This is a genomic window from Paenibacillus sp. FSL R5-0636 (assembly GCF_037974255.1).
GTDB classification, from domain to species: Bacteria; Bacillota; Bacilli; order Paenibacillales; family Paenibacillaceae; genus Paenibacillus_AQ; species Paenibacillus_AQ odorifer.
Genome location: NZ_CP150232.1, coordinates 5,145,162 through 5,172,077, shown reverse-complemented (window position 1 = coordinate 5,172,077; position 26,916 = coordinate 5,145,162). Strand labels below are relative to the sequence as shown.

General features: G+C 44.0%; 14 protein-coding genes. 9 read left to right on the top strand and 5 right to left on the bottom strand.

Annotated elements, in window-relative coordinates:
- The first annotated feature begins 40 nt into the window (after window positions 1–40).
- Window positions 41–5,032, top strand: a complete 4,992-nt coding sequence (locus MKX34_RS23540; protein ID WP_076297206.1) for an S-layer homology domain-containing protein — start codon at window positions 41–43, stop codon at window positions 5,030–5,032.
- A gap of 1,549 nt (window positions 5,033–6,581) precedes the next feature.
- Here MKX34_RS23540 and MKX34_RS23535 read toward each other — a convergent pair.
- Window positions 6,582–8,306, bottom strand: a complete 1,725-nt coding sequence (locus tag MKX34_RS23535; RefSeq protein ID WP_170914321.1) for a sensor histidine kinase — start codon at window positions 8,304–8,306, stop codon at window positions 6,582–6,584.
- 257 nt (window positions 8,307–8,563) lie between these two features.
- On the opposite strand from MKX34_RS23535, the gene MKX34_RS23530 reads away from it, so the two are divergent.
- The 3 genes from MKX34_RS23530 to MKX34_RS23520 all read left to right on the top strand — a co-directional run bounded on the left by MKX34_RS23530 (window position 8,564) and on the right by MKX34_RS23520 (window position 12,158).
- On the top strand, window positions 8,564–9,520 hold the full coding sequence (locus MKX34_RS23530; RefSeq protein WP_051491272.1) for an ABC transporter permease subunit: 957 nt from the start codon (window positions 8,564–8,566) through the stop codon (window positions 9,518–9,520).
- Window positions 9,521–9,546: 26 nt separating this feature from the next.
- On the top strand, window positions 9,547–10,437 hold the full coding sequence (locus tag MKX34_RS23525) for a carbohydrate ABC transporter permease (protein ID WP_076099826.1): 891 nt from the start codon (window positions 9,547–9,549) through the stop codon (window positions 10,435–10,437).
- Window positions 10,438–10,544: 107 nt separating this feature from the next.
- Window positions 10,545–12,158: an extracellular solute-binding protein gene (locus MKX34_RS23520; protein ID WP_076179830.1), complete on the top strand. Its 1,614-nt coding sequence runs from the start codon at window positions 10,545–10,547 to the stop codon at window positions 12,156–12,158.
- 69 nt (window positions 12,159–12,227) lie between these two features.
- Here the strand turns inward: MKX34_RS23520 and MKX34_RS23515 are convergent, their stop codons facing one another.
- Window positions 12,228–13,079, bottom strand: a complete 852-nt coding sequence (locus MKX34_RS23515) for a helix-turn-helix domain-containing protein (protein ID WP_076179829.1) — start codon at window positions 13,077–13,079, stop codon at window positions 12,228–12,230.
- 134 nt (window positions 13,080–13,213) lie between these two features.
- On the opposite strand from MKX34_RS23515, the gene MKX34_RS23510 reads away from it, so the two are divergent.
- Window positions 13,214–15,679 (top strand): glycoside hydrolase family 2 protein, encoded by a 2,466-nt coding sequence (locus tag MKX34_RS23510; protein ID WP_036683182.1) that lies wholly within the window; start codon window positions 13,214–13,216, stop codon window positions 15,677–15,679.
- A gap of 235 nt (window positions 15,680–15,914) precedes the next feature.
- Window positions 15,915–18,104, top strand: coding sequence for an alpha-galactosidase (locus tag MKX34_RS23505; protein WP_076134623.1), 2,190 nt, complete (start codon window positions 15,915–15,917; stop codon window positions 18,102–18,104).
- A gap of 895 nt (window positions 18,105–18,999) precedes the next feature.
- On the opposite strand, the gene MKX34_RS23500 is transcribed toward MKX34_RS23505, so the two are convergent.
- Genes MKX34_RS23500 through MKX34_RS23490 form a run of 3 tightly spaced genes read right to left on the bottom strand, consistent with a single transcriptional unit; the run spans window position 19,000 to window position 23,019 of the window.
- The gene (locus tag MKX34_RS23500; RefSeq protein WP_076224929.1) at window positions 19,000–19,911 is read right to left on the bottom strand and encodes an AraC family transcriptional regulator; all 912 of its coding nucleotides are present in this window, start codon (window positions 19,909–19,911) and stop codon (window positions 19,000–19,002) included.
- 41 nt (window positions 19,912–19,952) lie between these two features.
- Window positions 19,953–21,308, bottom strand: coding sequence for a response regulator (locus MKX34_RS23495; RefSeq protein WP_076147909.1), 1,356 nt, complete (start codon window positions 21,306–21,308; stop codon window positions 19,953–19,955).
- Window positions 21,289–23,019 carry a histidine kinase gene (locus tag MKX34_RS23490; RefSeq protein ID WP_076134621.1) on the bottom strand — a complete coding sequence of 577 codons (1,731 nt, stop codon included), beginning with the start codon at window positions 23,017–23,019 and terminating at the stop codon, window positions 21,289–21,291. Before MKX34_RS23490 ends, MKX34_RS23495 begins: the two co-directional genes overlap by 20 nt.
- Before the next feature lie 300 nt (window positions 23,020–23,319).
- Here MKX34_RS23490 and MKX34_RS23485 point away from each other — a divergent pair, with 300 nt between their 5' ends.
- From MKX34_RS23485 to MKX34_RS23475, 3 genes are read left to right on the top strand one after another with little or no spacing between them, the layout of a single operon-like run.
- Window positions 23,320–24,204: an ABC transporter permease subunit gene (locus MKX34_RS23485; RefSeq protein ID WP_036683235.1), complete on the top strand. Its 885-nt coding sequence runs from the start codon at window positions 23,320–23,322 to the stop codon at window positions 24,202–24,204.
- A gap of 36 nt (window positions 24,205–24,240) precedes the next feature.
- Complete coding sequence (locus MKX34_RS23480) at window positions 24,241–25,116, top strand: carbohydrate ABC transporter permease (protein ID WP_076296270.1); 876 nt, start codon at window positions 24,241–24,243, stop codon at window positions 25,114–25,116.
- Window positions 25,117–25,158: 42 nt separating this feature from the next.
- The gene (locus MKX34_RS23475; RefSeq protein WP_076296271.1) at window positions 25,159–26,832 is read left to right on the top strand and encodes a hypothetical protein; all 1,674 of its coding nucleotides are present in this window, start codon (window positions 25,159–25,161) and stop codon (window positions 26,830–26,832) included.
- The last annotated feature ends 84 nt before the right edge of the window (window positions 26,833–26,916 follow it).

Here is a 26,916-nt window from a genome sequence, read left to right as displayed (position 1 = left end):
AAGGCTTTTCTTATATCAGAAAGTTAAATGGAGGGATTAAATGTTTGGACGTGTAATGAAAAGAGGGTTCTTGTTCTTTCTTATGATCAGCTTAGTGTTAGGCAGCGGTGGTCAGTTTGCCGGCAAGGTTTACGCCGAGGATACAAATAGCTATGAAGCTGAAGCGGATGGGAATATTCTGACGGGTAATGCGTCAATTTCTGACCACCCAGCGGCTTCCGGAGGGAAAAAAATTGGCGGCATGTATCAAGGCAGCTCCTTGTTGTTCAATAATGTGACCGTAAACGAGCCGGGGAATTATAAAATTACAGTGTATTATATTTCTGGCGATTCGCGCCCGTTTAATATCAGTGCCAATGGCGGTGACAAGCAATTTGAAGAACCGTCCAAGACTGTGGACTGGGATACGGTAGGCACTTATGATGTGACGCTTCCGCTGAACGCGGGTGCTAATAACATCTTGATCGATGACAACAACTGGTATTCTCCAGACATCGATAAGATCGTAATCCGTGGACTAGACGACAGCGATCCAGGTGAAGGACCCGGAGGTGACTGGAAGGAGAAGCTGCATGGTGTGATCATGGAAGCCGAGGCTACTGAGAATATGCTTACAGGCAACGCCAAAGTGGCGGACAGCAGTGTGGGCTCTGGCGGTAAAATCGTAACGGATCTGAACAAAAACAGTTCCTTACAGTTTACAAATGTTGCAGTACCAGCAGCGGGAACGTATTTAATCCGCATCTCCTATATTTCCGGCGATCAACGTCCTGTCTATATGCAGGTTAACGATGGAATGGATGAAATGATCGACCTGCCAAAGACGGCAAGCTGGAGCACCGTGGGAACCTATGATGTGGAGGCCTCTTTGGTAGAGGGTTTGAATACTATCACCTTCTCAGATCATGATTGGTATTCTCCAGATTTCGACCGGATAGAAATTATTCCTTATACCCTCAGCTATGAAGCAGAATCTCCGCTCAATGTTTTGACAGGTGAGGCCCAAGTTTCCGAAAGCCCGAATGCTTCGGGTGGCCAGAAGGTAGGGTACTTGAATAGCGGCAGTTCCATAACCTTCAACAAGATTACAGCCCCTATGACTGGTGATTACCGAATCACAGTCGCCTACATTTCAGGTGACCCACGCAGCTTCTACGTTAGTGCGAATGGTGGTGCAGAACAGTATTATGAGCTGCCCAAGACACCGGACTGGGATACGGTTGGAATGTATGAACTTACACTGCCACTGAACGAAGGCGAGAATACAATCAAATTTACAGATGGCAACTGGTATGCGCCAGATCTGGACCGAATTATAGTTGAGCCAGCCATGGGTGTGGATCCTAATCCCCCAGTGGAGGAAGACGGTGATTTAGGAACACCGGGCGCTTCGAAGAACTACGGAGCTATCACAGTTACCGAATATACTTACGGACTGCTTGTATCAAATGGCCAATATGAAGTGTCCTATAATACCAAGTCTGGATATGCAAGCTATAACTGGGCTGACGGACAGAAGCTGCATGGGATCTATAGCAGTATCAAAATCGGCGATACGCTCGTTGAGACTACAAGCTATGAGAGTCATACAATTGTTGGTGCTCCGGTAGACATTCAGGATGGTTTCGGCAAAGGCGTGGAGCTAACTTTTGTCCACACTTCCACAGGAAAACCGACGTTAAAGCAGGTCTACAAGTTTTATGACGACCAAAAGTATTTTCTGACCCGTCTGGATGCGGCCAGCGATACAGCAGTCAAGACCAACTATATGTCACCTATTACCGTAAAACGTACAGGTGGTGTGGATATCGGAGCTAGTGCGGATAATCGTGTGCTTACAGTTCCTTTTGACAACGATGCTTGGATTCGTTATAAATCTCAATCTATGAACCGTGCAGATACCAGCTATGAGGTGACTACTGTGTTTAACAACTCGACACGCAGCGGCCTTGTGCTTGGCTCTGTAACTCATGATACCTGGAAGACAGGCATCGACTGGAAAGGTTCCGCCAATCGGCTAAATGAGCTGGTCGTATATGGCGGTGCAGCTAGTGATGTCACCCGCGATACCCAGCCTCATGGCAGCTTAAGTGGAACAGACTTGTCCTCACCTATGATCATGGTAGGGGCATTCAGTGATTACCGTACAGGGCTTGAGGAGTATGGTAAAGCTAATGCGATCATTACACCTGCACTTGAGCTAAACCCCGAGCTGCCACAAGGCGTACCGGTTGGTTTTAATAGCTGGGGAGCTTACGAGGGTACGCTTTCCTATCAGGATGTAGTGGATGTCTCCAATTACTATAAAGAGAATCTGCAAAATTTCAATAATAACGGCAATGTATTTATTAACATGGATTCTTATTGGGATAATCTGAATGATAAGCAGCTGGCTGACGCCGTATCGGTAATTAAAGGCAATGGCCAGCATGCGGGTATTTATTGGGCACCGTTTGTATACTGGGGCAACAATATGAACCAGATTGTAGAGGGAACTGACAATAAATATACTTACGGCGATATTGTCCTTAAGGATGCCGCGGGTCAACCGCTGCCAACTCTGGACGGGGCTTTTCCTTTGGATGTAACACATCCTGGTGCCCAATTGCGCATGAACTATTTTTTGGACAAATTTAAAGGTCTGGGCTTCACCTTCATCAAATTAGATTTTTTAACGCATGGTTCGCTTGAGGGGCAACATTTCGATCCAACTATAACGACAGGAATCCAAGCTTATAATGAAGGAATGCGTTATGTGAAAGAACGTCTGGATGGAAAAATGTTCATTAGCGCATCAATTGCGCCTATTTTCCCGAGCCAATATGCGCATAGCCGACGAATTTCCTGCGACACATACGGCAAGATCAATGAAACCGAATATATGCTGAACTCATTAACCTATGGCTTTTGGCAAAATGGCACGATCTACACCTACACCGATCCTGATCATTTGGCATTGGCCCGTGCTACCAGCTTGACTGAAGCGCGTAGCCGTATGAACTCTGGCGTTATCGCTGGAACAGTACTGCTTGGCTCTGACAATGTTAACGACTCAAAAGCACAGGAGTACATGACCGCTTTGTTCAACAACAAGGATGTTCTCGATTTAGCTTTAAAAGGAAAAGTGTTCAAACCACTTGAAGGAAATACAAACGCTAATGCCGCTGATACTTTTGTTATGAAGGATGGCAATGATTATTATCTGGCCGTATTCAATTACAGTGCATCTGCTTCGGCAGATAAGCAAGTTGATCTTGGCCGCGCTGGACTGGATGCTGCAGAGACTTATACTACGCTAGATCTCTGGACAGGAGAAGTTTCCTCTGTCACAGGAACTATGAAATTGTCCTTGCAGCCGACAGAGTCGATATTGGTAAAATTGACGGCTGCACCTAAGAAAGTAACCGGTATAACACTGGATAAGACAGAGCTTTCGTTGACCGCAGGTGAAACCGGCAAGTTGACGGCTACGGTATCGCCGGAAGATGCGACGGATAAAGCAGTCCTCTGGACTTCGAGCGATACCTCTGTAGCTACCGTAGTCTACGGAACAGTAACCGCTGTAGAAGCTGGAAAGGCCACCATTACTGTGGAAACGGTAGACGGTGGGTTCAAAGCATCGGCAGAAATCACGGTCAAAGAGGACTCTACAGGAGAGCCTAGCAATCCAGGAGAACCGAGCAGTCCGGGAGAACCGAGCAATCCGGGAGAACCGAGCAATCCAGGAGAGCCTAGTAATCCTGGGAATCCAGGAAATCCGGGAGAACCGAGTAATCCTGGGAATCCAGGAAACAATGGCGGTATCTCTGACAGTACTTCGGGCTTGGAGAATGCTATTGGAACCTTGATTCTAACGCCAGATATGCTGAAAGTGGACAGTGCTTCTGGTCAGGTAGTGGTTGAGATTAAAGGGGACATCCAACAAGTTCAGTTATCCTCTGCTATAGTCCGACAGTTGGCGAACCACACCCTAGTTTTGAATGCGGGTAAGCTCTCCTTGCAGGTACCAGCGGAGCTAATTCACCAGCTACAAAACAAGCTGCCAGAGGGACAGCGGGAAGATAGCACGATTGCCCTGAAGATGGTGAACCTCAGCAGCAAGGCCGATGAGTTAGTTGCTACAGTGGCTAGTTCTACTAATGCGGCTGTTGTACTAAAGGGAGACATCTATGAATTTAGTCTTTCTATTACCACCAAGTCAGGCATTACAGACACACTCGCTACATTTGATAAGCCGATAACACTCATCATGCCAGTGGCAGAAGGCTTCAATGCTAAACGAGGCGGTGTTTATTATATCGCGGACAATGGCAGGCTGGAATATATTCAAGCTGATTATGCTAACGGTGTATTAAAAGCTGAGGTCAGCCACTTCAGCAAATATGCTGTGCTGGAGTTGAACCGCATCTTTGTCGATGTGCCGGCCAATCACTGGGCTAACCCAGTAATCCAAGAGCTGTCGTCCAAGCTATATGTGCAGGGCACAAGCAAAGAAAAGTTTGAACCAAGCCGGGCAGTTACACGTGCCGAGTTCACTTCGATGCTTGTTCATGCCCTTGGACTGACCGCGACAGGAAAAGAAAGCTTTGCTGATGTTGCTCCATCTGCCTGGTATGCGGAGCCTATCTCAATCGCTTACAAGGCGGGAATCGTGAGTGGTAGAAGTGCGTCCAAGTTTGAGCCGGGAGCACAAATCACCCGTGAAGAAATCACGGTGATGCTAATGAAGGCTTACGAGCTGAACAACGGCGTAACAGCCAATGGTGCAACAACCAACGGCGCAACAACCAATGGTGAAACAACCAATGGTGAAACAACCAACGGTGCAACAACTAACGGCGCAACAACAAACGGCGCAACTGCCGCAGCGTTCACCGACATGAATCAGGTGTCTGCTTGGGCCACTGCTTCTGTTAATGAAGCGGCCAATCTAGGACTGATTCAAGGTCAAAGTCATGAACGGTTTGCACCAAAAGGAATCACTTCGCGCGCAGAAGCAGCTCAAGTGATCTATAATTTGATTTTGAAGTAAGCTGAAATCACTACAAAAAAGCGACTCTCCATTAACCGGAGAGTCGCTTTTTTTGATAGATCACTTGATGAAATTAGCTACTTTATCGAACTTTACTAATAGGTACTACATTATTATTAGGTACATTACTGTTCGGCAGTTATTAGTACCGCACTTTACTATCTATCGGACCTTACTCCAGCGAAGTAGAATCCCGTGCAAAAGTCGAGCACACCCCAGCAAAGTAGAATCCCGTGCAAAAGTCGAACACACTCCGGTCTCAGCAAATTAGAATCTCGCGCAAAAGTAGAACACACCCCGACAAAATAGATCATAGTTAGAACACATCGGACCGTATTGCAGCTATTTCGGATATATGAGTCATTTTACTAAGACTTCGGACTGTATAGCTCTTATTGCTATAAAATTGTCCAGAATTAGTATGTAAATGAGTCAATAGCTGCATCTGAGTTCGATAGCCGAGCAAAATGCCCTGAATCATCGAAATAAGGTCTCCTCGGTCCGATGCGTAGGAGGAAGGAGTATAAGTTGGAACACACTAAGACACTCTGGCAAAGTAGAATCCCGCACAAAAGTCTAGCACACCCCAGCAAAGTAGAATCTCTCGCGCAAAGTAGAACACATCGGACCGTATTGCAGCTATTTCGGATATTTGAGTCTTTTTACAAAGATTTCGGACTGTATAGCTCTTATTGCTATAAAATGGTCCAGAATTAGTGTGCAAAAGAGTCAATAGCTGCATCTGAGTCCGATAGTCGAGCTAAATGCCCCGACTCATCGAAATAAGGTCTCCTCGGTCCGATGCGTAAGAGGAAGGAGTATAAGTTGGAACACACTAAGACACTCTGGCAAAGTAGAATCCCGCACAAAAGTCTAGCACACCCCAGCAAAGTAGAATCCCGCGCGAAGTAGAACACATCGGACTGTATTGCAGCTATTTTGGATATTTGAGTCATTTTACAAAGATTTCGGACTGTATAGCTCTTATTGCTATAAAAATGTCCAGAATTACTGTGCAAATGAGTCAATAGCTGCATCTGAGTCCGATAGCCGAGCAAAATGCCCCGACTCATCGAAATAAGGTCTCCTCGGTCCGATGCGTAAGAGGAAGGAGTATAAGTAGAACACACCCCAGCAAAGTAGAATTCCGCGCAAAAGTCGAACATTCCCCAGCAAAGTAGAATTCCGCGCAAAAGTCGAACACACCCCAGCAAAGTAGAATCCCGCGCGAAGTAGAACACATCGGACCGTATTGCAGCTATTTCGGGTATTTGAGGCATTTTACAAAGATTTCGGACTGTATAGCTCTTATTGCTATAAAATTGTCCAGAATTAGTGTACAAACGAGTAAATAGCTGCATCTGAGTCCGATAGTCGAGCAAAATGCCCCGAATCATCGAAATAAGGTCTCCTCGGTCCGATACGAATGAGGAGGGAGCAAATAGTGCCGAACGATCCCAACGATCCCATCGATCCCATCGATCCCATCAAATCCAAGGAGAAGCAAGCCAAAGGATTCTCGCAATGGAGAATCCCCTCGTCACCGCTCCTACACCTCTTTTTGCGGTAAACGAATCTGCACGGTGGTGCCTATTCCTAGTCTGCTAAACACTTTAACGCCGTAGTGCTCACCATATTTTAGTTTGATGCGGCGATCAACGTTAGTGATTCCGTACCCTCGTCCAGGCTTATCCTCAAGCAAAGAGCTGAGGGTCTCGCGGCTCATCCCCATGCCATCATCGATTACCGACAAGATAATATCGTTTGCTTCCATGACACCTTTGATATGAATGTTCAGCGGACTTTCTTGGCTCCACACGGCATGCAGCACTGCATTCTCCACAAAAGGCTGTAAGGCAAGCTTGACAGTAGAGTAGGGCAGGATCGCTTCATCTACTGTGTAGGTAATGTTCAGTTGGCCTTTAAAGCGGATTAGCTGAATGGCGTTGTAGCTCTGGGTCAGCTTTAATTCCTCGTGGATGGTCAATATACTTTTCCCTTTATTCAAGGAGATTCGATAAAACTTGGCTAGATGAAGCACCAAATCTTGTATACGCGTATCTTGATGTTTTAGGGCAAGCGACGAGATGGAGCCCAGCGTGTTGTACAGAAAATGAGGGTTGATTTGCGCTTGCAGCAGGTCAAGCTCGGCCTCCTTACTCTGCAGCTCCTTCTGATACACCTCGGTAATGAGACTTTTGAGCCGGGTGGTCATTTGCTTGAAGGCAAAATGCAGCTGGCCAATCTCATCATTCCCCAAATGTTCTTCTGTACTATGATTGAAATCGCCCCGTTCCAGGCGGCGGATCATCCGGATTAAAGTACGGATACGCTTGCTGAACAGCGACGCCGTAATGTAAATCAGCAGGAGGGCCACACCAATAAAGCCCAGTGAGATTTTGATAATCAGATCTGAGAGTGATTTAGCGTCCTGAATGATGCTGTCATAGGGGAAGATAGATACAGTTTTCCATCCATTTTTGAGCGTGTTGTAGACCGCGAATGCCTTTACCCCTTTGTAAGTTGTATCAAATCTGCCCGATGGTGACTCATCGAATTTCTGATCAAGCAATTCCGGCAGGCTCGTATTTAATAAGTGCTTGTCTGCTGCTGAGAGAATAAGCCCTTTGTCATTAATAATAAAAATATCTTTCCCGCCCGCTTCTTCCTCCATTAAAGAATAGATGACCGATTCGGAGATTCTGAAGACCAGAATACCGTAGGGATATTGATTGCGGTTATTGTTCAAAAATCTTGCTAAGGTAAACATGGCCGGACTATCTTCGGTCTGCGGTGAGGATAGATGAATGATATTCCCATGTGACTGCTGAAGCTGCTTGAACAGCTCGGTCTCTTTAACCTCAGCTGTCACCGGCTTGATATAGTAATCATCTTTGGGCAGTGATTCATTGTCCGAATAAATGAAAACGCTATCAAAATCAGGATAGGCAGTCATTATCGTGTCCATGCGGTTGCCTATGTATTGATAGACATCCAGATAAGAAGGATCATCCTGGTATTCACTCGTGAGGTAGCTGGCAAGTCTGTTATCCAGGTAGATGGAAGCTGAAATATGTTCATAGCTGTCCAGCTTGTTTTCCAAATTTTTATTAATCTGAGCTGTTGAATTCATCATATTGCTGTAAATCTGATCCGTTAATTTTGATTTTGTTAATTCGTAGGAAAGGTAGGCGAAAAGCATCATCGGAACAATGGTCACTAGCACAAATACGCTGAACAGCTTGGAGCGAAAGCTCAAATCGATAAAAGGCATATAAATATATTTCCTATATATATGGCGCATAGAAGAAGTCCCTTCTTTACTGTAAATTCGCTGTTTGCCATGTTCATCATAGCAGACTGAATATCGAAATCCAATGCTCGAATCTGCCGAAACTCCTTTAAAAAGCGCTATCATTCGGAGGATTGAAGTATAGAAAGCCACCTGTTGCGGACTTAAGATGAATAGGAGAGAAGTTGAATCGAGATGTGGCTCGACATGCTGCACTAAATAAAAAGGGAGGGTATTTGATGCATAAAGCAAGCGCTATCAAAACAGTCAGAGGCAATAATCTGTGGTACAGATTAAAAGAGCAGAAATGGTTATTTTTGCTGATGCTGCCTGCCTTAATTGCGACATTGCTATTTTCTTATGGTCCTATGTTTGGGATGTATATGGCGTTTACGAATTATCAGCCGGGCGGAGGAACATTTTTTCAACAATTTTTCCATGCAGAGTTTGTAGGCTTTAAGTGGTTTGAGTATTTCTTTACTACCGGAGACTTCTACCGTGTAATGCGCAATACGCTCGCTACAAGCTTGCTGACCTTGTTATTCGGATTTCCAGCACCGATCATCCTCGCACTTGTACTGAATGAAGCTAGACAGGGATTTTTCAAAAGATTTGTACAGACGGTTTCTTATCTGCCGCATTTTATCTCATGGGTTATCGCTGCAAACATCGTGATTACACTGCTGGCTTCCGATGGGATGTTTAACAATTTACTGGTGACGTTGGGCATTGTTCAGGAACCGGTTGCTTTTCTACAAAATGGACCACTATTCTGGTGGATTATCGCTTTGTCCAATATGTGGAAGGAAATGGGCTTCAGCGCCATTATGTATCTTGCTGCAATTTCCGCTATTAATCCAGAGCTCTACGAAGCAGCTAGAGTGGATGGAGCCAGTCGCTTCCGGCAAATGTGGCATATTACGTTGCCAGCCTTGCGTCCAACCATTGTTATTTTAGGGATTCTTGCCGTCGGAGGCATTTTGAATGCGGGCTTTGAACAACAATACCTGCTGCAAAATAATACCGTGCTTGAGTATTCAGAGGTTATCGATATTTATGCATATAAATACGGGCTACAAAACAGCATGTTCTCCTACGGGGCGGCCGTTGGGGTATTTAAATCCGTGATTGCCTTCATACTTGTTGTAATTGTGAATCGAATTTCTAGAAAAGTGAACGACCAAGCGTTGTTCTAAACCCGAAAAAGAGAGGAGCGCTTGTGATGATTTCGAATAGATACGGGGATCATATTTTTAAATTTATAGTTTATTTCATTCTTATACTTGTGTTGCTAGTTACCTTTCTCCCTTTTTGGAATATTCTCGTTCTTTCATTAAATGCTGCTGAGGATACCGTACGTGGTGGCGTCTATTTATGGCCCAGAGTCCTCACCTTTGATAGCTACAGTCAAATCTTAAAAGATAGCGAGATTTTGAATGGCTTATGGGTTACTGTCAAACGTACCGTAATTGGCGCGCCGCTATCTGTCCTTGTCATTACGATGCTTGCTTATCCGCTAAGCCGCCGGAATTTGATGGGACGTAAAGGATGGAATCTATATTTTGTCTTCACAATGTATTTTGGAGGCGGACTGATTCCTTATTACATGGTGCTTAAAGCGCTGAATATGATTGACACGTTTTCCGTATTTATTTTGCCAGGGCTGATGAATGTCTTCTATATGATTATTGTCCGTACTTTTATGGAGGGACTGCCTGGTGAGATCGAGGAGTCGGCGAAGGTAGACGGGGCGAATGACCTGATGATTTTCTTCCGGATTGTTCTACCGTTGACCACACCCGTGCTTGCGACTGTAGGACTTTTTCAGGCAATCTCACATTGGAATTCGTGGTTTGACTCCTATGCGTTTACCTATAGTTCTGACTTAAAGACCTTGCAAGCCGTACTCGTGAAAATATTAAGCCAATTCCAGACCGGAGGTATGGTATCGCAATCGCAAATGCTAGCTAACTCGGCTAAGCGGAATGCGGTTTCAAGTGATACTATCCGGATGGCAGCGACGATGGTGGCAACATTGCCTATCGTACTGGTATACCCATTCCTGCAAAAGTACTTTGTTAAGGGTATGACTTTGGGAGCGGTTAAGAGTTAATATGATTAAATAAATAGCGGCCCTGAAGGGGGGTGAACGGGCAGACTTGCTTGGTTGCTTGATAGACTTATGAAGTAACTTACTTAATGGGAGGAATTAGGGTGTCTATGATAAAGAAAAACAAATGGTTGAACGTGAGTATTACTGCCGCATTAGCCGTTGGTGTATTAGCGGGTTGTGCTTCAAATGATGGAAAAAACAATACAAACCAAACGGCCGGAGACGATAAAAAACAAGAGCCGATTACATTGACCTGGTTTGATTCAAATACCAAGGGAGAACCTTTCACTGATGCTATTGCGCAGGAAATCACCAAAAAAACGGGCATTTCGATCTCAATTCAGCAGCCAACGGGTAATCCTACGGAAAAGCTGAGCTTGATGCTAGCCAGCGGTGACTATCCAGATGTAGTTGTAATGAGCCGGGGCGATGCTTCTCTCGATAAATACATTACAAGTGGCGCATTTATAGCGCTCGATGAGTTAATTGAGAAAAGTGGACCAGACATTAAAGAAATGTACGGCGACACATTGATCAAAACACGTTATAAGGATGGGAAAAACTATTACCTAGCTAACTGGTATGGCCTGGATAGTGATCCTGTTTTCGGTATGCTGATGAGAAAAAATCTGGTTGCGGACCTAGCTCCAGATAAGGCAGATGGCTCCACCCCACTCACAACGGATGAGTATGAAGCACTTTTAAAGAATTTTAAAGAGAAAAACAAGACAATTGATGGAAAAGAAACTGTTCCAATGACGATGAACGGTGAGAATATGGGCGCCAACCTCGGTACATTTAAAGGGATGTGGGGTCTGAGAACCTACTATGATAATAATGGAACATTACAATATGATGTTAAGGATCCAAAGTATCGCGAGATGCTGCTTTATGTGAACAGTCTGTATAGAGAAGGTCTAATCGAAAAAGAGTTTGCCATCAGCAAAACGCAAACCTGGATTCAAAAGCTGGCTACCGGCGCAGTGTTCTCCACACCAGGCGCATACTGGGACCCAGGTAATGCAAATGGTACTCTGAAGAAGGATGGCGGAGATGATAATCAGTTCTTCCCGTACAAGGTTGTAGCACCAGGCACAGAGACCTCCCAAACAACATTCGGACCAAGAAGCTCACTTGGATGGGATGCTATTGCCATTACGAAAAATAACAAACACCCTGAAGAAACTATCAAGCTGTTCAACTACCTAGCGAGTGACGAAGGACAACATTTGCTGCTATGGGGTAAGGAAGGCGAGCAGTACACCATGGTGGATGGAAAGAGACAACCAGACCCTGCATTCCTGCAAAGCTTCAAGGATAACTGGGACGATGCTGTGAAGAAGAGCGGTGTTCGTAAATGGTTGTGGTTTGTTAAAAATGGTCTGGATGCCAATGAACAGCCATACGATATGGCCGTTAAATACCAACGTAGTGAAATTGACGAAATGGCCATTAAGAGCCTTGGAGATTCCGTATGGGATACAGCAGAATTTGATAACTTAGGCCCTGACGGCGGAACGCCTGAAGCGCTGACAGCGCAAAAAGTAAAAGATATTATGGACCAAAGCATTACGAGAGTAATCATCGCTCCTTCTGAAGCCGAAGCCAATTCTACATTCGACAAGATGCTTGCGGATATGAAAAAAGCTGGGGATGAAAAAGTAGAAGAAATCTTCAATCAGAAGTATAGCGAACGTATGGAATTGTGGAACTCAAAATAATATATTTATCTATGTAAAAGCTTCCTCTCTGCATTTCAGCAGAGGGAAGCTTTTTGTTGTATAAAAAAGCTAAACCAGCCGATTAACATGTGCATTCCTGCGGAAATCAAGCGGGGCTTGATGATAGAATTTTTTGAATTGATGATAGAAATGACTGACATTCTCGAAGCCGGATTCCAAAGCGATATCGACCACACGCAGCTCGGTAGTGAGCAGTAGGTTGCGGGCTACATTGAGCTTTAGCTGGTTGATATATTCCGTAGGCGTCTGGTTCAAGTATTGCCGGAAGGCGCGGTTCACATGGCCGGCGCTTCTCCCTGACAGCTCGTACAAGGCATGAAGTCCACGGTGCAAATTATCCTTTAAATGCATTTTGGTTATGGCATGCTCTAGCCAGAGCGGGAATTCTGGTTGAGCGACTGTCTCTGCGGAGAAAAAATGCTGGGTGAGTGTATCGACGAGCAGGCCTTTTAGAAAAATCCGGGACTTAACCTTGTCTAGGGTTGATAGGATGCGAATGCGTTCCATAGAACGGACGAAACTAGCCATTTCCAGCTGAGATAACATGGCGATTCGGGGGAGAGGCGTGTTCAGCAATCCGTGCAAAAACTCCTCTTCATTCAGATAAGTTAAAGCATCTTCAATGAGGCTTTTGCGGCAGGGAATGTTCAGGAAACGGCAATCGCTATCACCATCTGCTTCATATCTGTGGGTATCACTGGGCCGAATAAAGACAAGGCAGCCAGTCTGAAGCAGCTGCGCTGTCCCGTTAACAATATGCTGACATCTGCCTTCTGTGAGAATGAAAAATTCATAGAAATCATGCGTATGTTCTGGAGATACCTGACTTAAGGACTCCACCCAGAAAGGGTCTGCTAGTAGTTCAGGATTCATATGGCTTGCCTCGGTGTATTTGAGCATGTTCGTCCTCCAGTGTATTAATGATGTTAAAATAGCACATGATTCTCGAGAACACAACACAAGAAATATAAAGATATTATTGATAGACTTGATCTATAAGAAGGCAAAATAGCACATTTTGGAGGCGGGAGAAAATGCATCTTGTAGATCTAAATGGAAAATGGAAAATGAGACGTCTGCATGAGCCGAGCTGGCTGGAGGCTAGTGTGCCAGGTTCTGTCTATCACGATTTATTGAATGCCGGAGAAATGCCGGATCCGTTCTATCGTGAGCAGGAATATGAGGTTCTGGAATTATCCAATTACGATTACGAATATCAGCGTTGCTTTCAAGTGGAAGCTGAAGTGTTACAGCATGACCGCGTATTTCTGCTGTGTGAGGGGCTGGATACGTTATGCGAGCTTTTTGTGAATGGAACTAACATTCTGAACAGTGATAATATGCACCGGACGTATGAAGTGGACATTAAGTCAGTGTTGAAGCAAGGCGATAACACCATTCACGCGATTTTTCGTTCCCCAGTGGAATTTGCTCTGCGGAAGCAAGCGGAGCTGCCGCTTAGCAGTTGTGCTGATGCAGTGGAGGGAATATCCCATCTGCGCAAAGCACATTCCATGTTCGGCTGGGACTGGGGTCCGAAGCTGCCCGATCTTGGAATCTGGAGAAGTCTCTCCATTCAGGGGTATGACAGTGCCCGTGTTGACGATGTTTATATTACACAATTTCACGAGCCGGATAAGGTTACTCTGGATGTTCGGGTAAGAACAGAGAGTTGGCAGGAGGTTGAACGGGAAATCGTAGTCAGCGTTCACACTCCAGCAGGTGTGGCCGTTGAACGTCGTGTGTCCGAAACTGCCGGAGAAGATCATCATATTACACTGGAAATTATGGAGCCAGAGCTGTGGTGGCCGAATAATCTGGGTGCACAACCCCTGTATAACGTCGAGGTCGTACTGTTGCAGAAGGGACAGGAGCTGGATCGTCGAGAACTGCGGATTGGATTAAGAACGATTTCTGTGAAGCAGGAAGAGGACCAGTGGGGACAATCATTCGCTTTTGAAATCAACGGCGTACTTATCTTTTCTACAGGTGCCGATTATATTCTGGAAGATAATCTTCTACCTCGCGTGACTAAGGAGCGCACGGATCGCCTGCTCCAAAGCTGCGTGGCTGCTAACTTTAATACCATTCGTGTATGGGGTGGCGGTTATTATCCTGACGATTATTTTTATGATCTATGCGATGAATATGGGCTTATCGTCTGGCAGGATCATCTGTATGCCTGCGGGATCTATGCACTGACAGAATCTTTTGAGGACAATATCACACATGAGACGATGGACAACATGAAGCGCTTACGCCATCACGCATCGTTAGGCTTGTGGTGCGGTAACAACGAACAGGAGATGGCTTGGGTCGATTGGGATTGGGAGAATCATTATTCGCTCCAGCTAAAGGCCGACTATATCAAGCAGTATGAAGTGCTTCTGCCGGCTATCGCTAAGGAAGTTGATCCCAATACCTTCTACTGGCGTGCCTCTCCTTCCTCTAAAGGAAGCTTTGATAAACCGAATGACGAGAACTATGGAGACATGCATTACTGGGGCGTTTGGCATGGCAAGGAGCCTTTTACCGATTATCGGAAGCTCTATCCGCGTTATATGTCTGAGTTTGGCCTGCAATCCTTCCCAAGCTTGAAGACGATTGAATCCTTTACGCTGCCGGAGGATCGCAATATTTTCTCCTATGTCATGGAGTCCCACCAGAAGAACAATACCGGAAATGAGAAAATTCTCTATTATATCGGCGAGACCTACAAATATCCGAAGGATTTTGAATCTATTCTCTATGCGTCCCAGCTTATCCAAGCCGAAGGCATGCGCTGTGGCGTAGAGCATTGGCGTAGACATAGAGGGCGCTGCATGGGCGCATTGTATTGGCAGTTGAACGATTGTTGGCCGGTTGCTTCCTGGTCTAGCATCGATTATTATGGCCGGTGGAAAGCAATGCATTATACAGCTAGACGTTTTTTTGCTCCAGTTCTTGCTTCTGCACATGACGAAGGAACCGTAGTTTCCCTGCATGTCTCTAATGAGAGCAGAGAGAAGGTGAGCGGTGAATTAAGATGGAGACTGCTTACTCCGACATCAGAGGTTCTAATGGAAGGTGCGAAGTCGGTGAAGATTGAGGCTTTAAGCAGTGCCGAGTTCGATCGGCTTGATTTTGGTCATGTCTTGGATACAAAAGAGAAGAAACGTGAAGCCTATCTGGAATATGTATTTGAGGTAGAGGGGGAAACGATAAGCGGGGGAACCGTCTTGTTCGTTAAGCCGAAACACTTCAGCTTTGTTGATCCTGAGCTTGAAGCCGTACTCACTGAGGAAGCAGAACAATTCGTTATTACTGTGAAGTCAAAAGCATATGCCCGTTTCGTCGGACTTGATTTCAAGGAAAGAGATGCGATCTTCAGTGATAACTATTTCGACCTATCAGCTGGCGTTTCAAGAACCGTTACGGTTGCTAAAAAAGATCTCGATAAACCAGCTACGGCTGAGGAACTGCGTGCCCAGCTTACTGTACGTTCCGTCTTTGATATTTAAGAAAAAGGTTATTTTCCTACTATATCCTAGGCTACCAATCTCCAAATGACAGTTTGATGATATATATTCTAGTGGTTTAGACTCTGCGTATAGATAGATCAATATTTTACTATAATAGGTATAGATATTAAGATTGTATACCCTTCCATTTCACTCTAAAATAGACTTCGAAGAAGCATTAATTACAAACTATAAACGTTCTATTGAGCTACCTTAAGGAGAGTGCAAACATATTATGGGTATTTATTATGATGACAACCGCAAGGTGTTTCATTTACAGTCTGAGAAATCCAGCTATATTATTGAAATGATCAAAGGTGTTATTCCAGCGCATGTCTACTGGGGCCCAAAATTGGCAGGGAGAGAATTTCAACATCCGTTGAATTTGGTGGAACGTTGCTCTTTTAGTCCAACTTATTTGCAGGAGGATAAAAATATCTCCCTCGACACCTTGCCAAGTGAATTCCCTTCTTATGGAAACGGTGATTTCCGCGAGCCGGCACTTGAGGTTCACCTAGTAGATGGCACGACCGTAACGGATTTCCGTTATAAGAGCCACACCATTAATAAAGGAAAACCTGCACTCAAGGGTCTGCCTGCTACTTATGTTGAAAGTGAAGAAGAAGCAGAGACCCTGGAAATTATACTGCAAGATGATAAAACAGGATTGATCGCTGCCTTGAGCTATACCGTATTTAACAATCAGGATGTTATAACACGTTCCGTGCGGATTGAGAATCTGGGTAAGGACAATCTGGTTCTGAAAAGAGTATTAAGCGCGAATGTTGACTTCCATGATTCTGACTATGACATGCTGCAATTATCCGGTACTTGGACTAGAGAACGCCATATTCACAAAAGACCACTCGTTCCTGGCATCCAGCGGATTGACAGCAAACGCGGCTCCAGCAGCCATCAGCAGAATCCTTTTATGGCCTTGCTTGCAAAAGATGCAACAGAGGATCATGGCGAAGTTTACGGGTTCAGCCTTGTGTATAGCGGAAGTTTCCTTGCCCAAGCAGAAGTGGATCAATACGGAATTTCCAGAGTAGGGATCGGTATTCAACCTTTCAACTTTCAGTGGTTGCTTGAACCGGGCGAATCCTTTCAGGCTCCAGAAGCCGTATTGGTAAGATCCAGTGAAGGGCTTGGTGGATTATCGAGAACCTATCACCGTCTGTATCGGACCCGATTATGCAGAGGTGAATTCCGCGATAGCAAGCGTCCTATTCTGATCAACAACTGGGAAGCGACTTATTTTAATTTTAATGCGGATAAAATCAAAGAAATTGCTAAAGCAGGCAAAGAGCTAGGCCTGGAGCTGTTCGTGCTGGATGACGGCTGGTTCGGCAAACGTGATAACGACGACAGCTCCCTGGGAGATTGGGTAGAGGATCGTCGCAAGCTGCCTGAAGGTCTTGGAAAGCTAGGCGAAGATATCACGGCAATGGGCATGGAATTCGGATTATGGTTCGAGCCAGAAATGGTATCGCCTGAAAGTGATCTTTACCGTGAACATCCAGACTGGTGTCTCCATGTACCTGGGCATAAAAGTTCATTAGCCCGCCAGCAGCTAGTGCTGGATTTATCCCGCAAGGATGTATGTGATTATATCGTCGAGTCAGTTAGCTCGGTATTATCATCCGCTCCGATTACTTATGTGAAATGGGATATGAACCGGAATATGACGGAGATTGGATCAGCGCTTCTTCCAGCCGAACGTCAACGCGAAACGGCACACCGTTATATCCTTGGACTTTATGATGTGCTGGAACGTATCGTTTCCCGTTTCCCTCATATTTTGTTCGAAAGCTGCTCTGGTGGTGGCGGACGATTTGATCCGGGGATGCTGTATTATATGCCACAGACCTGGACTAGCGATGATACGGATGCAGTGGAAAGATTAAAGATCCAATACGGAACAAGTATTGTGTATCCAGCGAGTTCAATGGGTGCCCATGTGTCGGCTGTTCCTAACCATCAGGTGCATCGTATTACTCCTTTGGAGACACGTGGTCATGTCGCGATGTCGGGTAATTTCGGCTACGAGCTGGATTTGACCAAGCTTACTGAAGCTGAACGCGAGGATATCCGCAAGCAGGTTTCGGAGTACAAGGAACTGAGAATGCTGATTCAGTACGGTGATTTCTATCGACTGCTTAGTCCTTTTGAAGGAAACGAGACGGCATGGATGTTTGTTTCCGCTGATAAAAAAGAAGCCTTCGCCACCTACTTCCAAGTTCTGGCCGGGCCTAATCCACCGTTGCGCAGATTACGTCTGAAAGGACTCGACCCTGCAAAATCGTATAAGCTTGAGCTTAACGGCGGAGTATACAGAGGGGATGAGCTGATGCACTTCGGACTCACGATTCCACAGCTCGAGGGCGATTTCAGAAGCCTACTTTTCGTGCTTAGAGAAGTTTAATCAAAAAAGGAGGGTGCCCAAAAGCCATTGGCTGCTGGGCACCTTCCTTTTTTTTCTCCTTTTTTGAGTTCTTTTGTGACTAGCTGCGCGCCCGAAGCTGTTATTGGATGGGGCGCTTTGCGAGATGCTTACTTGGCCGGGGACTACCAGACGCGAATTAGTGCGACTTGCAAGTAGCTTGGCGCCACTGGAGCTGATTGTTTATACTGAAGCCGGCGGGCTCAAATTGGTGCACCATGTAAGTTGCTTACCCAGCCAACACAGTGCTATCGGACTCAACTGCCGCTAACTGCAGTCTTTTCACACATTTGGAGTTTTATCGGACCGCATAGTCGCTATTGGCTCGAAAAGTACCTAACATGCACAACTTTCGAAGGAATAGCTGCACTGGAGTCCGAAACTGTGCTTAAAAGGCGAAAAATTGGCAAATAGCGTCATCTGAGTCCGAAAGCGACGAGGGATGGGTGTGACTCGGTGCTGCCGTACGCGAATTAGGGTGTTTAACAAGATGCTTACCTAGCCGGGGACTGCTGGACGCGAATTGGTACGCCTTGCAAGTTACTTACTCAGCCAACACAGTGCTATCGGACTCAAATGCCGCTAACCGCAGCCTTTCCACACATTTGGAGTTTTATCGGACCGCATAGTCGCTATTGGCTCGAAAAGTACCAAATAAGCACCTCTTTCGAAGGAATAGCTGCACTGGAGTCCGAAACTGTGCTTAAAAGGCGAAAAATTAGCAAATAGCGTCATCTGAGTCCGAAAGCGGTGGGGGATGGTTTTGAGTTGGCGCCACCAAATCTGAATGGTTACTACTTGCATCCACCGGCCCCGAATTAGCACGCCACGCATGCCACTCAGCTCTATCAAAGCCGAATGGTTATGCCGAGCAACATCAATTTTCAAAAAACACATGTTTGGACAGGAACTCCAGATCCTGCTCGCGGTAAGTAGAGGGGCTAACTCCAAAGTAGGAACGAAAGACTTTGCCAAAATAGCTGGCATTGTCAAACCCGGTGTCCACAGCGATCTGGTAGATCGTCTGATCTGTTGTTTTCAGCATAGATGCTGCCAGCTCGATCCGTCTCCTTCTTAAATACTCAAAAGGTGAGAGATTGATGTTTTTTTGAAATAGTCTGCAAAGATGATGTTTGGAAATTCCAACATGTGCGGCGACATCGTCTAAGCTAAGGTTATTATTGTGCAGATCATTTTTCATAAATTGTATAGCAGCATGAAGTTTGTCATTTTTTATATAGGTGGTTAACAAACTCGGTTTCTTGAGGTATTTCTCCATGGACAATATCCACTGAAAGGCTTTCCCCGTTAGAAAATGCAAATCTCTTTCTTCATCAACCTGGATGTCCTTGAACATACTCCACAACAAATCCATCGGAACCGATTCCTGAGGGAGTTCTATAATGGGACCGCCATGTCCGATCAGCTGGTTCCAGAGTGAAATAGCTAGAGGTCCTCGTACATTCAGCCAAATGAATTCCCAGGGCTCTGTACCTTCCTCCGGATAATAATATCTGTGTATACTGGGGACAGTCACTAGGAAAGCTTTGCCCTTTGTTAATGGGTGAACAACCCCGTCTATTTCAATTCTACCCTCTCCAGATAAGGTGTACTGAAAAATAACACAACTTCTCTCCGTCCGGTTCTGGCCGTTGAATGAATATGCCGGAGTCTCGGCTTGTTCCCAGCCAATAGAATCAAACAAAAGCATAGAAGCTTGTTCTTCCGAGCGAATGGTGTAGGAGGAGCGCAACATTAGCAGATTTCCTTTCCATGGTTCGTTATTCATACAAAGTGTAAACTTTTTTGTTGATCTGTTCAATTTTTGTTTCATTTAATCTGCTGTCTTCGATATTGATAAGGCGTAATGCCATACTGATCTTTGAACAGCTTAATGAAATATTGTGGCTTTTTGTAGCCGACTAGATGTGAAATATCGAGCACATGTAAGTTGGAATCGATCAATAACTTGGAGGCCTTTTCTAAGCGTTTAGAAGAAATGTAGCTCGATAAATTTTCGCCCGTCTCCTGCTTATAAAATTTGGACAGGTAAACAGGATGGAGGTGAACAATTTTCCCTAAATCCTCCAGGCTCAAGCATTCACTAATATGATTGGAGATATAGGCTTGAATGGTATGAACAATATTTTGATTGGAAAATTTAGCGCTTCTATCTAATTGGGTGAGGCTTTGCAAGATGGATTGAAGAGCCGTATTTGGCTCTGATAATTGATTGAAAATCCAGTCTGCGGCCTCAGCTGATTGGATTTTATCGGTTGTGGAATATAGCAAATTAATGAATTCGAGCAGATAGAGGAGCTTTTGTTTTTTTGCAGTGAGCTTGGCAAAGTTTTTTAAAATGTTTTTTCTGGTTTGTTCCCATTCTCCAAGCTCTAATTTAGGGAGAGCACTAGAGGTACTCAGCATAGTAAAGTCATTGGTCCCAACATTTTCATTAAAAAAGAAATGATAAAAAATATGCCGAACAGCATGCTTCTGAGAAAATTCAAACGGCTCGGAAAAAGAAATGGAATCGATACTGTTTGCCACAGTTTCGGTATTGGATTCTGGAATAATTCCAGTAATGGCTGATGGAGTGATCCAAATAAAGTCTCGTTCACCATTATGATCTTTTAACATCATTTCATCTTTCCCACTAGCCCCTGAGACATGAAAAAAGCAAAAATGCTCATTCCGGAAGGTAGAATCGAATGTACTGTAATCATTACGTATTGGGGAAAATTCGCTAATAACAGAAAGCAGGTAACCTAGCCCATCTATCTTTTTCTCTGCCACTGGGGTTTTTGAGGGTTTCTCAGCGATACTCTTAATAACTTGACTCATGGCTTTTTCCATATCCTCTTTATCTACCGGCTTGAGTAAATAATCCAAAGCGCCCAGACGGATGGCTTGCTGTGCATAATCAAATTGAGAATAACCGGAAAGAAAAATCACCTTGGTTTTGAGCTTTTTTTCATGAACATGATGCAGTAAATCAATGCCGGATACCTCGGGCATACGAATATCTGTAATAAGAATATCTATATGATTCTGATTCAATAGCTCCTTGGCTTCAATCGAATTTGTTGTCGTCTCAATATGCTCAATCCCAAATTTGTTCCAATCCAGCAGGTGTTTTAAATATTCAACGATGTAATGCCCGTCATCAACTATCAATAATCGCATATTGACCTCCTTCATCCAGCGAGAAATCTATGAATGCCAGCACGGATAAACCGCCCCAGTCATTAATGAAGAAACGCAGTCCGCTTAATTCACCATACGCATTTTTGAGGCGATGATGAATGTTCCAAAGACCAATTCCTCTTGATCCTTCAGGAGGGGATTCATTCTCAAGCCTGGCCATTAGCTGGTGTATTTCCTCAGCAGTAAGCCCCTTACCATCATCGGCTACAATAATTAACGCTCCAGTATCAAGTGCTTTTACATCTATAGTAACGCGATAAGCCCCTTGCTGTTCTTCAATCCCATGCTGAATCGCGTTCTCGACCATAGGCTGGATAATCAGTGGCATAATCAGATGCTCTCCCAGTTCAGGGGGCAGGTTGATTTCATAATTTATTTTTTTGGAAAGTGACATGATGGATAAAAAATGATCGGCAAGCTGCAATTCAGAAGCCAACGTAACATTATCTGAATTCATTTTTGTTAAATAACGATAGTACTCTGCTAAATGTTTGCTCATCTGCATTACGGCTTCCGGTGAAGTTTTTGCCACAGCCATAATGAAAAACAGATTATTGTAAAGAAAATGTGGATTGATCTGAGCCTGCAGCTGTTTCACTTCCGCGTTTCTGCGCAGCTCGGTTTCTATTTTTAATGAAGCGAATAAAGCCTGTATTTTGGCGACCATGTGGTTAAAGCTTTTAAATAGACTATAAAATTGATTGTCCGGGTTCTCACTAATTCTGGTGCTGTAATTCCCTTGTTCCACTTGGTAGAATTTCTTGTCGAGCAGATATACATTGCGATAATAGTTTCGATAGAACATAAAAATCACGATAAGGCCAATGATCAAGATCATTAAGATGCTGACAAAAAACACCTGTTTATTCCGGTTAAGCGGATTCAAAAAATCACTCATTCGCGTATAGGTAACTAGATACGTATCAATCGGCTCAATATACTTCGATAAAACATAATAATCGTCATCGTTGATATGATAGTCAAACTTTAGAATTTCATGTGCATTGGGTGTTATCGTCTCCTTGGCTTTTTCCTCGATTCGAATATCCACCGCTTTATTGCTAATCATCAAACTCTTGTTCACAAGCAAAAAGGCATTGGAGCTCTCACCGCCACTCACTGCTTTTTCTAAAAGACTTGTTAAATACTCCTTTTTCAGCTTAACGCCCACAATGTATTGAATATTTGCAGGGTTCTTAGGCTCATGAATATAAGGGTAGATTGAAAAATAATACAAATTATTATTAACAATCTGCCAGCCTCGCTGCGTGACCTTCTGAAAGGGCTGTTTGGCAAGCGAATCATGACCCGTAAAAATAAAAGTGCCGTCCGATTTCCAGTAGATACCGATAGATTCAATCGCCTGACTGGAGAGAAGTGGTGCTGATATGCGGTCATAGATATCGTTTTTTTTCATCTGGGCATCGTAATTGTTCATCTCTTGTATTTTGCTTTGATAGAAACGTACGGAGGTGTCGGCTGTATATTGGATGCCATACAAACTTGCCTCAGAGATGATGCCATCCAGTATGCTTTCCGTATAAGCTAGCTGATTTTTGGAGGAGTTAACCAAGCTCTCTTGAATGGTTTTGGAACCTAGGGAGTTCATTATGAAAAACAAACTTAAGGTAAGTAAAAGGAAAAAAACGAAAAAATATATGAATCGTTTCATATTTACTTTTTTAATCATAAGCATTACTCCTGTCGCTAGGACTCGTGTGAATTCATCATAAGCCATATATTCCAAAAGAAAAAGGGAAGAGCTCTCGCAAAATGAAAGCGTTTATAAAGATGTTTAGCGAGTGGTTATGATATTTAATTTGAGACATTTTCGAATGAAAGCGCTTTTGTTAACATTAAACCAGAAAGAAATTAGCAGCCAAGAATGTAAAAGGGGGTAAGCACAATAGCACAGATAATGAATACCCAGCTCAAATGGAGTGAGAAAGCCAACGTTAAAAAAAACAGGAAAAATCCTTGGAAAAAGGAAATTAAAAAAAATTGGCCATTGTATGTTTTATGTATCCCAGCTTTGGTATTCGTTCTAATTTTTGCCTACGGTCCTATGGTCGGATTAGTGATGGCCTTTCAGGATTACAAGCCCTGGCTTGGAATTACAGGTTCAACTTGGATTGGTTGGGATAACTTCGCAAGAATCTTTCAATATAAAGAGGCGACACAATCTATTATCAACACCCTCATTATTGCTGTAATCAAAATTATAGTCGGAATTATCGTTCCTATCTTTATGGCGATTCTGCTAAGCGAGATTAGAAACATGGGGATTAAAAAGAGTATTCAAACCTTGGTCTATTTACCGCATTTCCTCTCTTGGGTAACCGTTGCCGGAATCATGATTGATATCCTGGGTCTTGACGGGGGCATAAATCATTTTCTTACGAATTTCCTCGGACTAAAACCCATTTTCTTTTTGGGTGATCCTACGCTGTTCAGACCGACGATCATCATCAGTGATTTATGGAAAAACTTCGGATTTGGCATGATTGTTTACTTAGCGGTGATCACAGGGATCGACCCTTCTTATTATGAGGCCGCCGAGATAGACGGCGCGTCACGCCGCCAACAAATACGCCATGTTACCTTACCGAGTATGATGCCGATGATCATCGTAATTGCGACGTTAAGCCTTGGAAATATTTTGGATGCAGGATTTGACCAAATCTTTAACTTATACAATCCACTCGTATATAGTACGGGAGATATCATCGATACTTATGTTTACCGGTCATCCTTATTGAATGGCCAATACGGTTTTGGTACCGCTGTTGGGTTGTTTAAATCTGGCATCAGCTTCATTTTAATCGTAATTTCCTATCGAATTGCTTACAAGGTAGCTAACTACAAAATATTTTAAGTCGAAGTTGTTAAGCCTTCAAAACAGTTAGGAGGAATGGGAGTGTATTATAAATCCAAGGGATATAGGATATTTTCGATTTTCAATCATATCCTCCTGATTCTAGTAGCCTTATCGTGTTTATTGCCTATGCTTCATTTGCTAGCACAATCATTTAGTAGTAAGTCAGCGGTAAATGGGAATTTAGTATCCTTTTGGCCGGTCGATTTTAATATCGAAGCCTATGTGAAAACTTTTAAAAACACGAATTTTACAGGCTCCATGAGAATCTCAGTGGTTCGGACGGTGCTGGGGACGTTAATTAGCATGTTTATTATTACAACGGCAGGGTATGCCTTGTCCAAAGATTTCCGTGGGCGTAATGCTTTAATGTGGATTTTTATTTTCACGATGTTGTTTTCCGGTGGATTGATTCCTTCTTATATATTGGTTACGAAACTTGGGCTCAAGGATACGATCTGGTCGCTCGTTCTTCCCGGTGCCTTCGGAGCTTACAATTTGATTCTGATTATGAATTTCTTTAAAACAATCCCTAAGGCGCTTGAAGAGGCGGCATTTATCGATGGGGCTTCGTTCTTCGTCATTTTCCGGAAAATCTATCTTCCGCTTTCCCTTCCCGGTCTGGCAACCGTCGGATTGTTTATCATGGTAGGGAGCTGGAACGCATGGTTTGATGGGATTTTGTATATGTCGAATACAACGGACTATCCGTTAGCTTCATTCTTACAGACTGTAGTTGTGCAAGGTTCAGCGCAGAGTATGGCACTTAGTCAATCAGAAGCAGCCGCGTTGTCAGAACAGAGTATCAAAGCTGCGCAAATTTTTATTAGCACACTGCCCATTATCCTTGTGTACCCGTTTCTACAGAAGTATTTTGTCAAAGGCATCGTTCTGGGTGCTGTAAAAGAATAACGTGACCAACATATAAAAACTTTAATTCAAAGGAGCTTATTGATGAAAAAAACAGGGGCCTTAATAACGACTACTGTATTGATGGCAGGATTGCTAGCGGGCTGCGGCTCAAACGGTAAAGAATCTAATGCGGCAGAAGCGGTTCTCAAAGACGGCAAATACGATCCTCCTATTACTATCAACATCGCCAAGCAACAAGATGAGAATGCCGGTAAATATATCAACGGGGAGAGCTTAAATGATAATGTGTTGACCCGCTGGGGTGTCGAGAATCTAGGGATTAACATCCAAACTACTCTTTTGGGCGGTGATGCCTCCCAATATAATACGAAACTTCGTTTAGCGCTCACTGGTTCCGAGAAGCTCCCGGATGTTTTGCCAGTGTATGACACCTCACTAGAAAATGATTTGATTCAATCAGGACTTGTAAAAGATATTGCGGAAGACATAAACAAATACATGCCTGAGCGTCTGAAAGAAATATATAAACAATATCCAACAACGTTCAACCCGGTTATCCAGAATGGCAAGGTTTATGGGATGGCGATTTCGCCCAATCTCACTGAAGGTGAAGTTATGCTTATCCGTCAAGATTGGTTAGATAAATTAAATTTAAAAGCGCCAACAAATATAGATGAATTTGAACAGGTTATCGCTGCCTTTACGAATGATGATCCGGACGGTAACGGAAAAAATGATACTTATGGATTTGATTTCTCGGGAAAAGATTCTTACAACACGGGTTGGGTGAGTGACTCTGTAATGATTTTTAGTGCTTATACAGGCAAGAGTCTCCCCGGCCAATGGTATAACGACAAAGGTAAACTCACTTACGGTTCCGTCGCTGATGGGACAAAAGATGCGTTAGCTAAACTTCGCGATTGGTACTCCAAAGGGTATTTAAATAAGGAATTGGCTACACAGGGTGCATGGGATGCACTTGCGGATTTCACTGAAGGTAAAGCAGGGATTATTATTGGCCGTCCTTGGCTGTACGGCAGTGTTAAAGATGTGGAAACTAACGTAAAAGGGGCTAAAATCAAAGCTTACCCAACAATCAACGGTGTAAGTGGGGATCGAACCTACCAATCCGGTCAACAGAACGATGGTGTCTTTATGTTTAATAAAGACTTTAACAATATGGAAGCTTTCTTCTTGTATTATGACAAGCTTTACGATGCGGCATTTGGTACCGGAGATTTCAAATATGGTTATGCTCAGGGATATGATTATGACATCGTAGGCGATGAAGTGGTATTCGATTCAAAAAAATTCAACACTCCTTTGGATGCCGCTCAAGGTGTAGGGAAAATGGCTTTTACCAAAAATACACCAAGTGTTGATGGCCCAGGTAAATCTTTTTATGATCTTTCCAAAGGTGCAAAAGCAGAGAATGGGGTCTTGATCAGATCGGCATCAAATGATGAAACAGCCAAAGAGGGATATGTGATTTCCTATGAGAATAGAGAGTCGCTGCTTCCAAATGCATTTAACGGTCCGCCTACCAAGACCATGCAGACAACCTGGGAGCAACTGAATACGATGGAAAAGGAAACCTTCACCAAAATTATTTACAGTAAAGAGCCGCTAACTGCGTACGATGACTTCGTGAAGCAATGGCATGACAAAGGCGGTACGAAAATTTCCGAAGAAATCAACGAATGGTATAACAATGCTAGCAAGGTGGATGTGATGTCTCAGATGGGATTGAAATAAGTTCGCAAGAACAGCAGGTTCAGTTAAGGTCATCCTTGGCCGAACCTGCTTTTTTGTATAAAAATCTGATCCTCTGGAGGATAA

Excerpts from the sequence above, each read along its gene's own strand:
- MKX34_RS23540 (WP_076297206.1), top strand. The coding sequence starts at position 41 with ATGTTTGGACGTGTAATGAAAAGAGGGTTCTTGTTCTTTCTTATGATC.
- MKX34_RS23535 (WP_170914321.1), bottom strand. The coding sequence starts at position 8,306 with ATGCCTTTTATCGATTTGAGCTTTCGCTCCAAGCTGTTCAGCGTATTT.
- MKX34_RS23530 (WP_051491272.1), top strand. The coding sequence starts at position 8,564 with ATGCATAAAGCAAGCGCTATCAAAACAGTCAGAGGCAATAATCTGTGG.
- MKX34_RS23525 (WP_076099826.1), top strand. The coding sequence starts at position 9,547 with ATGATTTCGAATAGATACGGGGATCATATTTTTAAATTTATAGTTTAT.
- MKX34_RS23520 (WP_076179830.1), top strand. The coding sequence starts at position 10,545 with ATGATAAAGAAAAACAAATGGTTGAACGTGAGTATTACTGCCGCATTA.
- MKX34_RS23515 (WP_076179829.1), bottom strand. The coding sequence starts at position 13,079 with ATGCTCAAATACACCGAGGCAAGCCATATGAATCCTGAACTACTAGCA.
- MKX34_RS23510 (WP_036683182.1), top strand. The coding sequence starts at position 13,214 with ATGCATCTTGTAGATCTAAATGGAAAATGGAAAATGAGACGTCTGCAT.
- MKX34_RS23505 (WP_076134623.1), top strand. The coding sequence starts at position 15,915 with ATGGGTATTTATTATGATGACAACCGCAAGGTGTTTCATTTACAGTCT.
- MKX34_RS23500 (WP_076224929.1), bottom strand. The coding sequence starts at position 19,911 with ATGAATAACGAACCATGGAAAGGAAATCTGCTAATGTTGCGCTCCTCC.
- MKX34_RS23495 (WP_076147909.1), bottom strand. The coding sequence starts at position 21,308 with ATGCGATTATTGATAGTTGATGACGGGCATTACATCGTTGAATATTTA.
- MKX34_RS23490 (WP_076134621.1), bottom strand. The coding sequence starts at position 23,019 with ATGATTAAAAAAGTAAATATGAAACGATTCATATATTTTTTCGTTTTT.
- MKX34_RS23480 (WP_076296270.1), top strand. The coding sequence starts at position 24,241 with ATGGGAGTGTATTATAAATCCAAGGGATATAGGATATTTTCGATTTTC.
- MKX34_RS23475 (WP_076296271.1), top strand. The coding sequence starts at position 25,159 with ATGAAAAAAACAGGGGCCTTAATAACGACTACTGTATTGATGGCAGGA.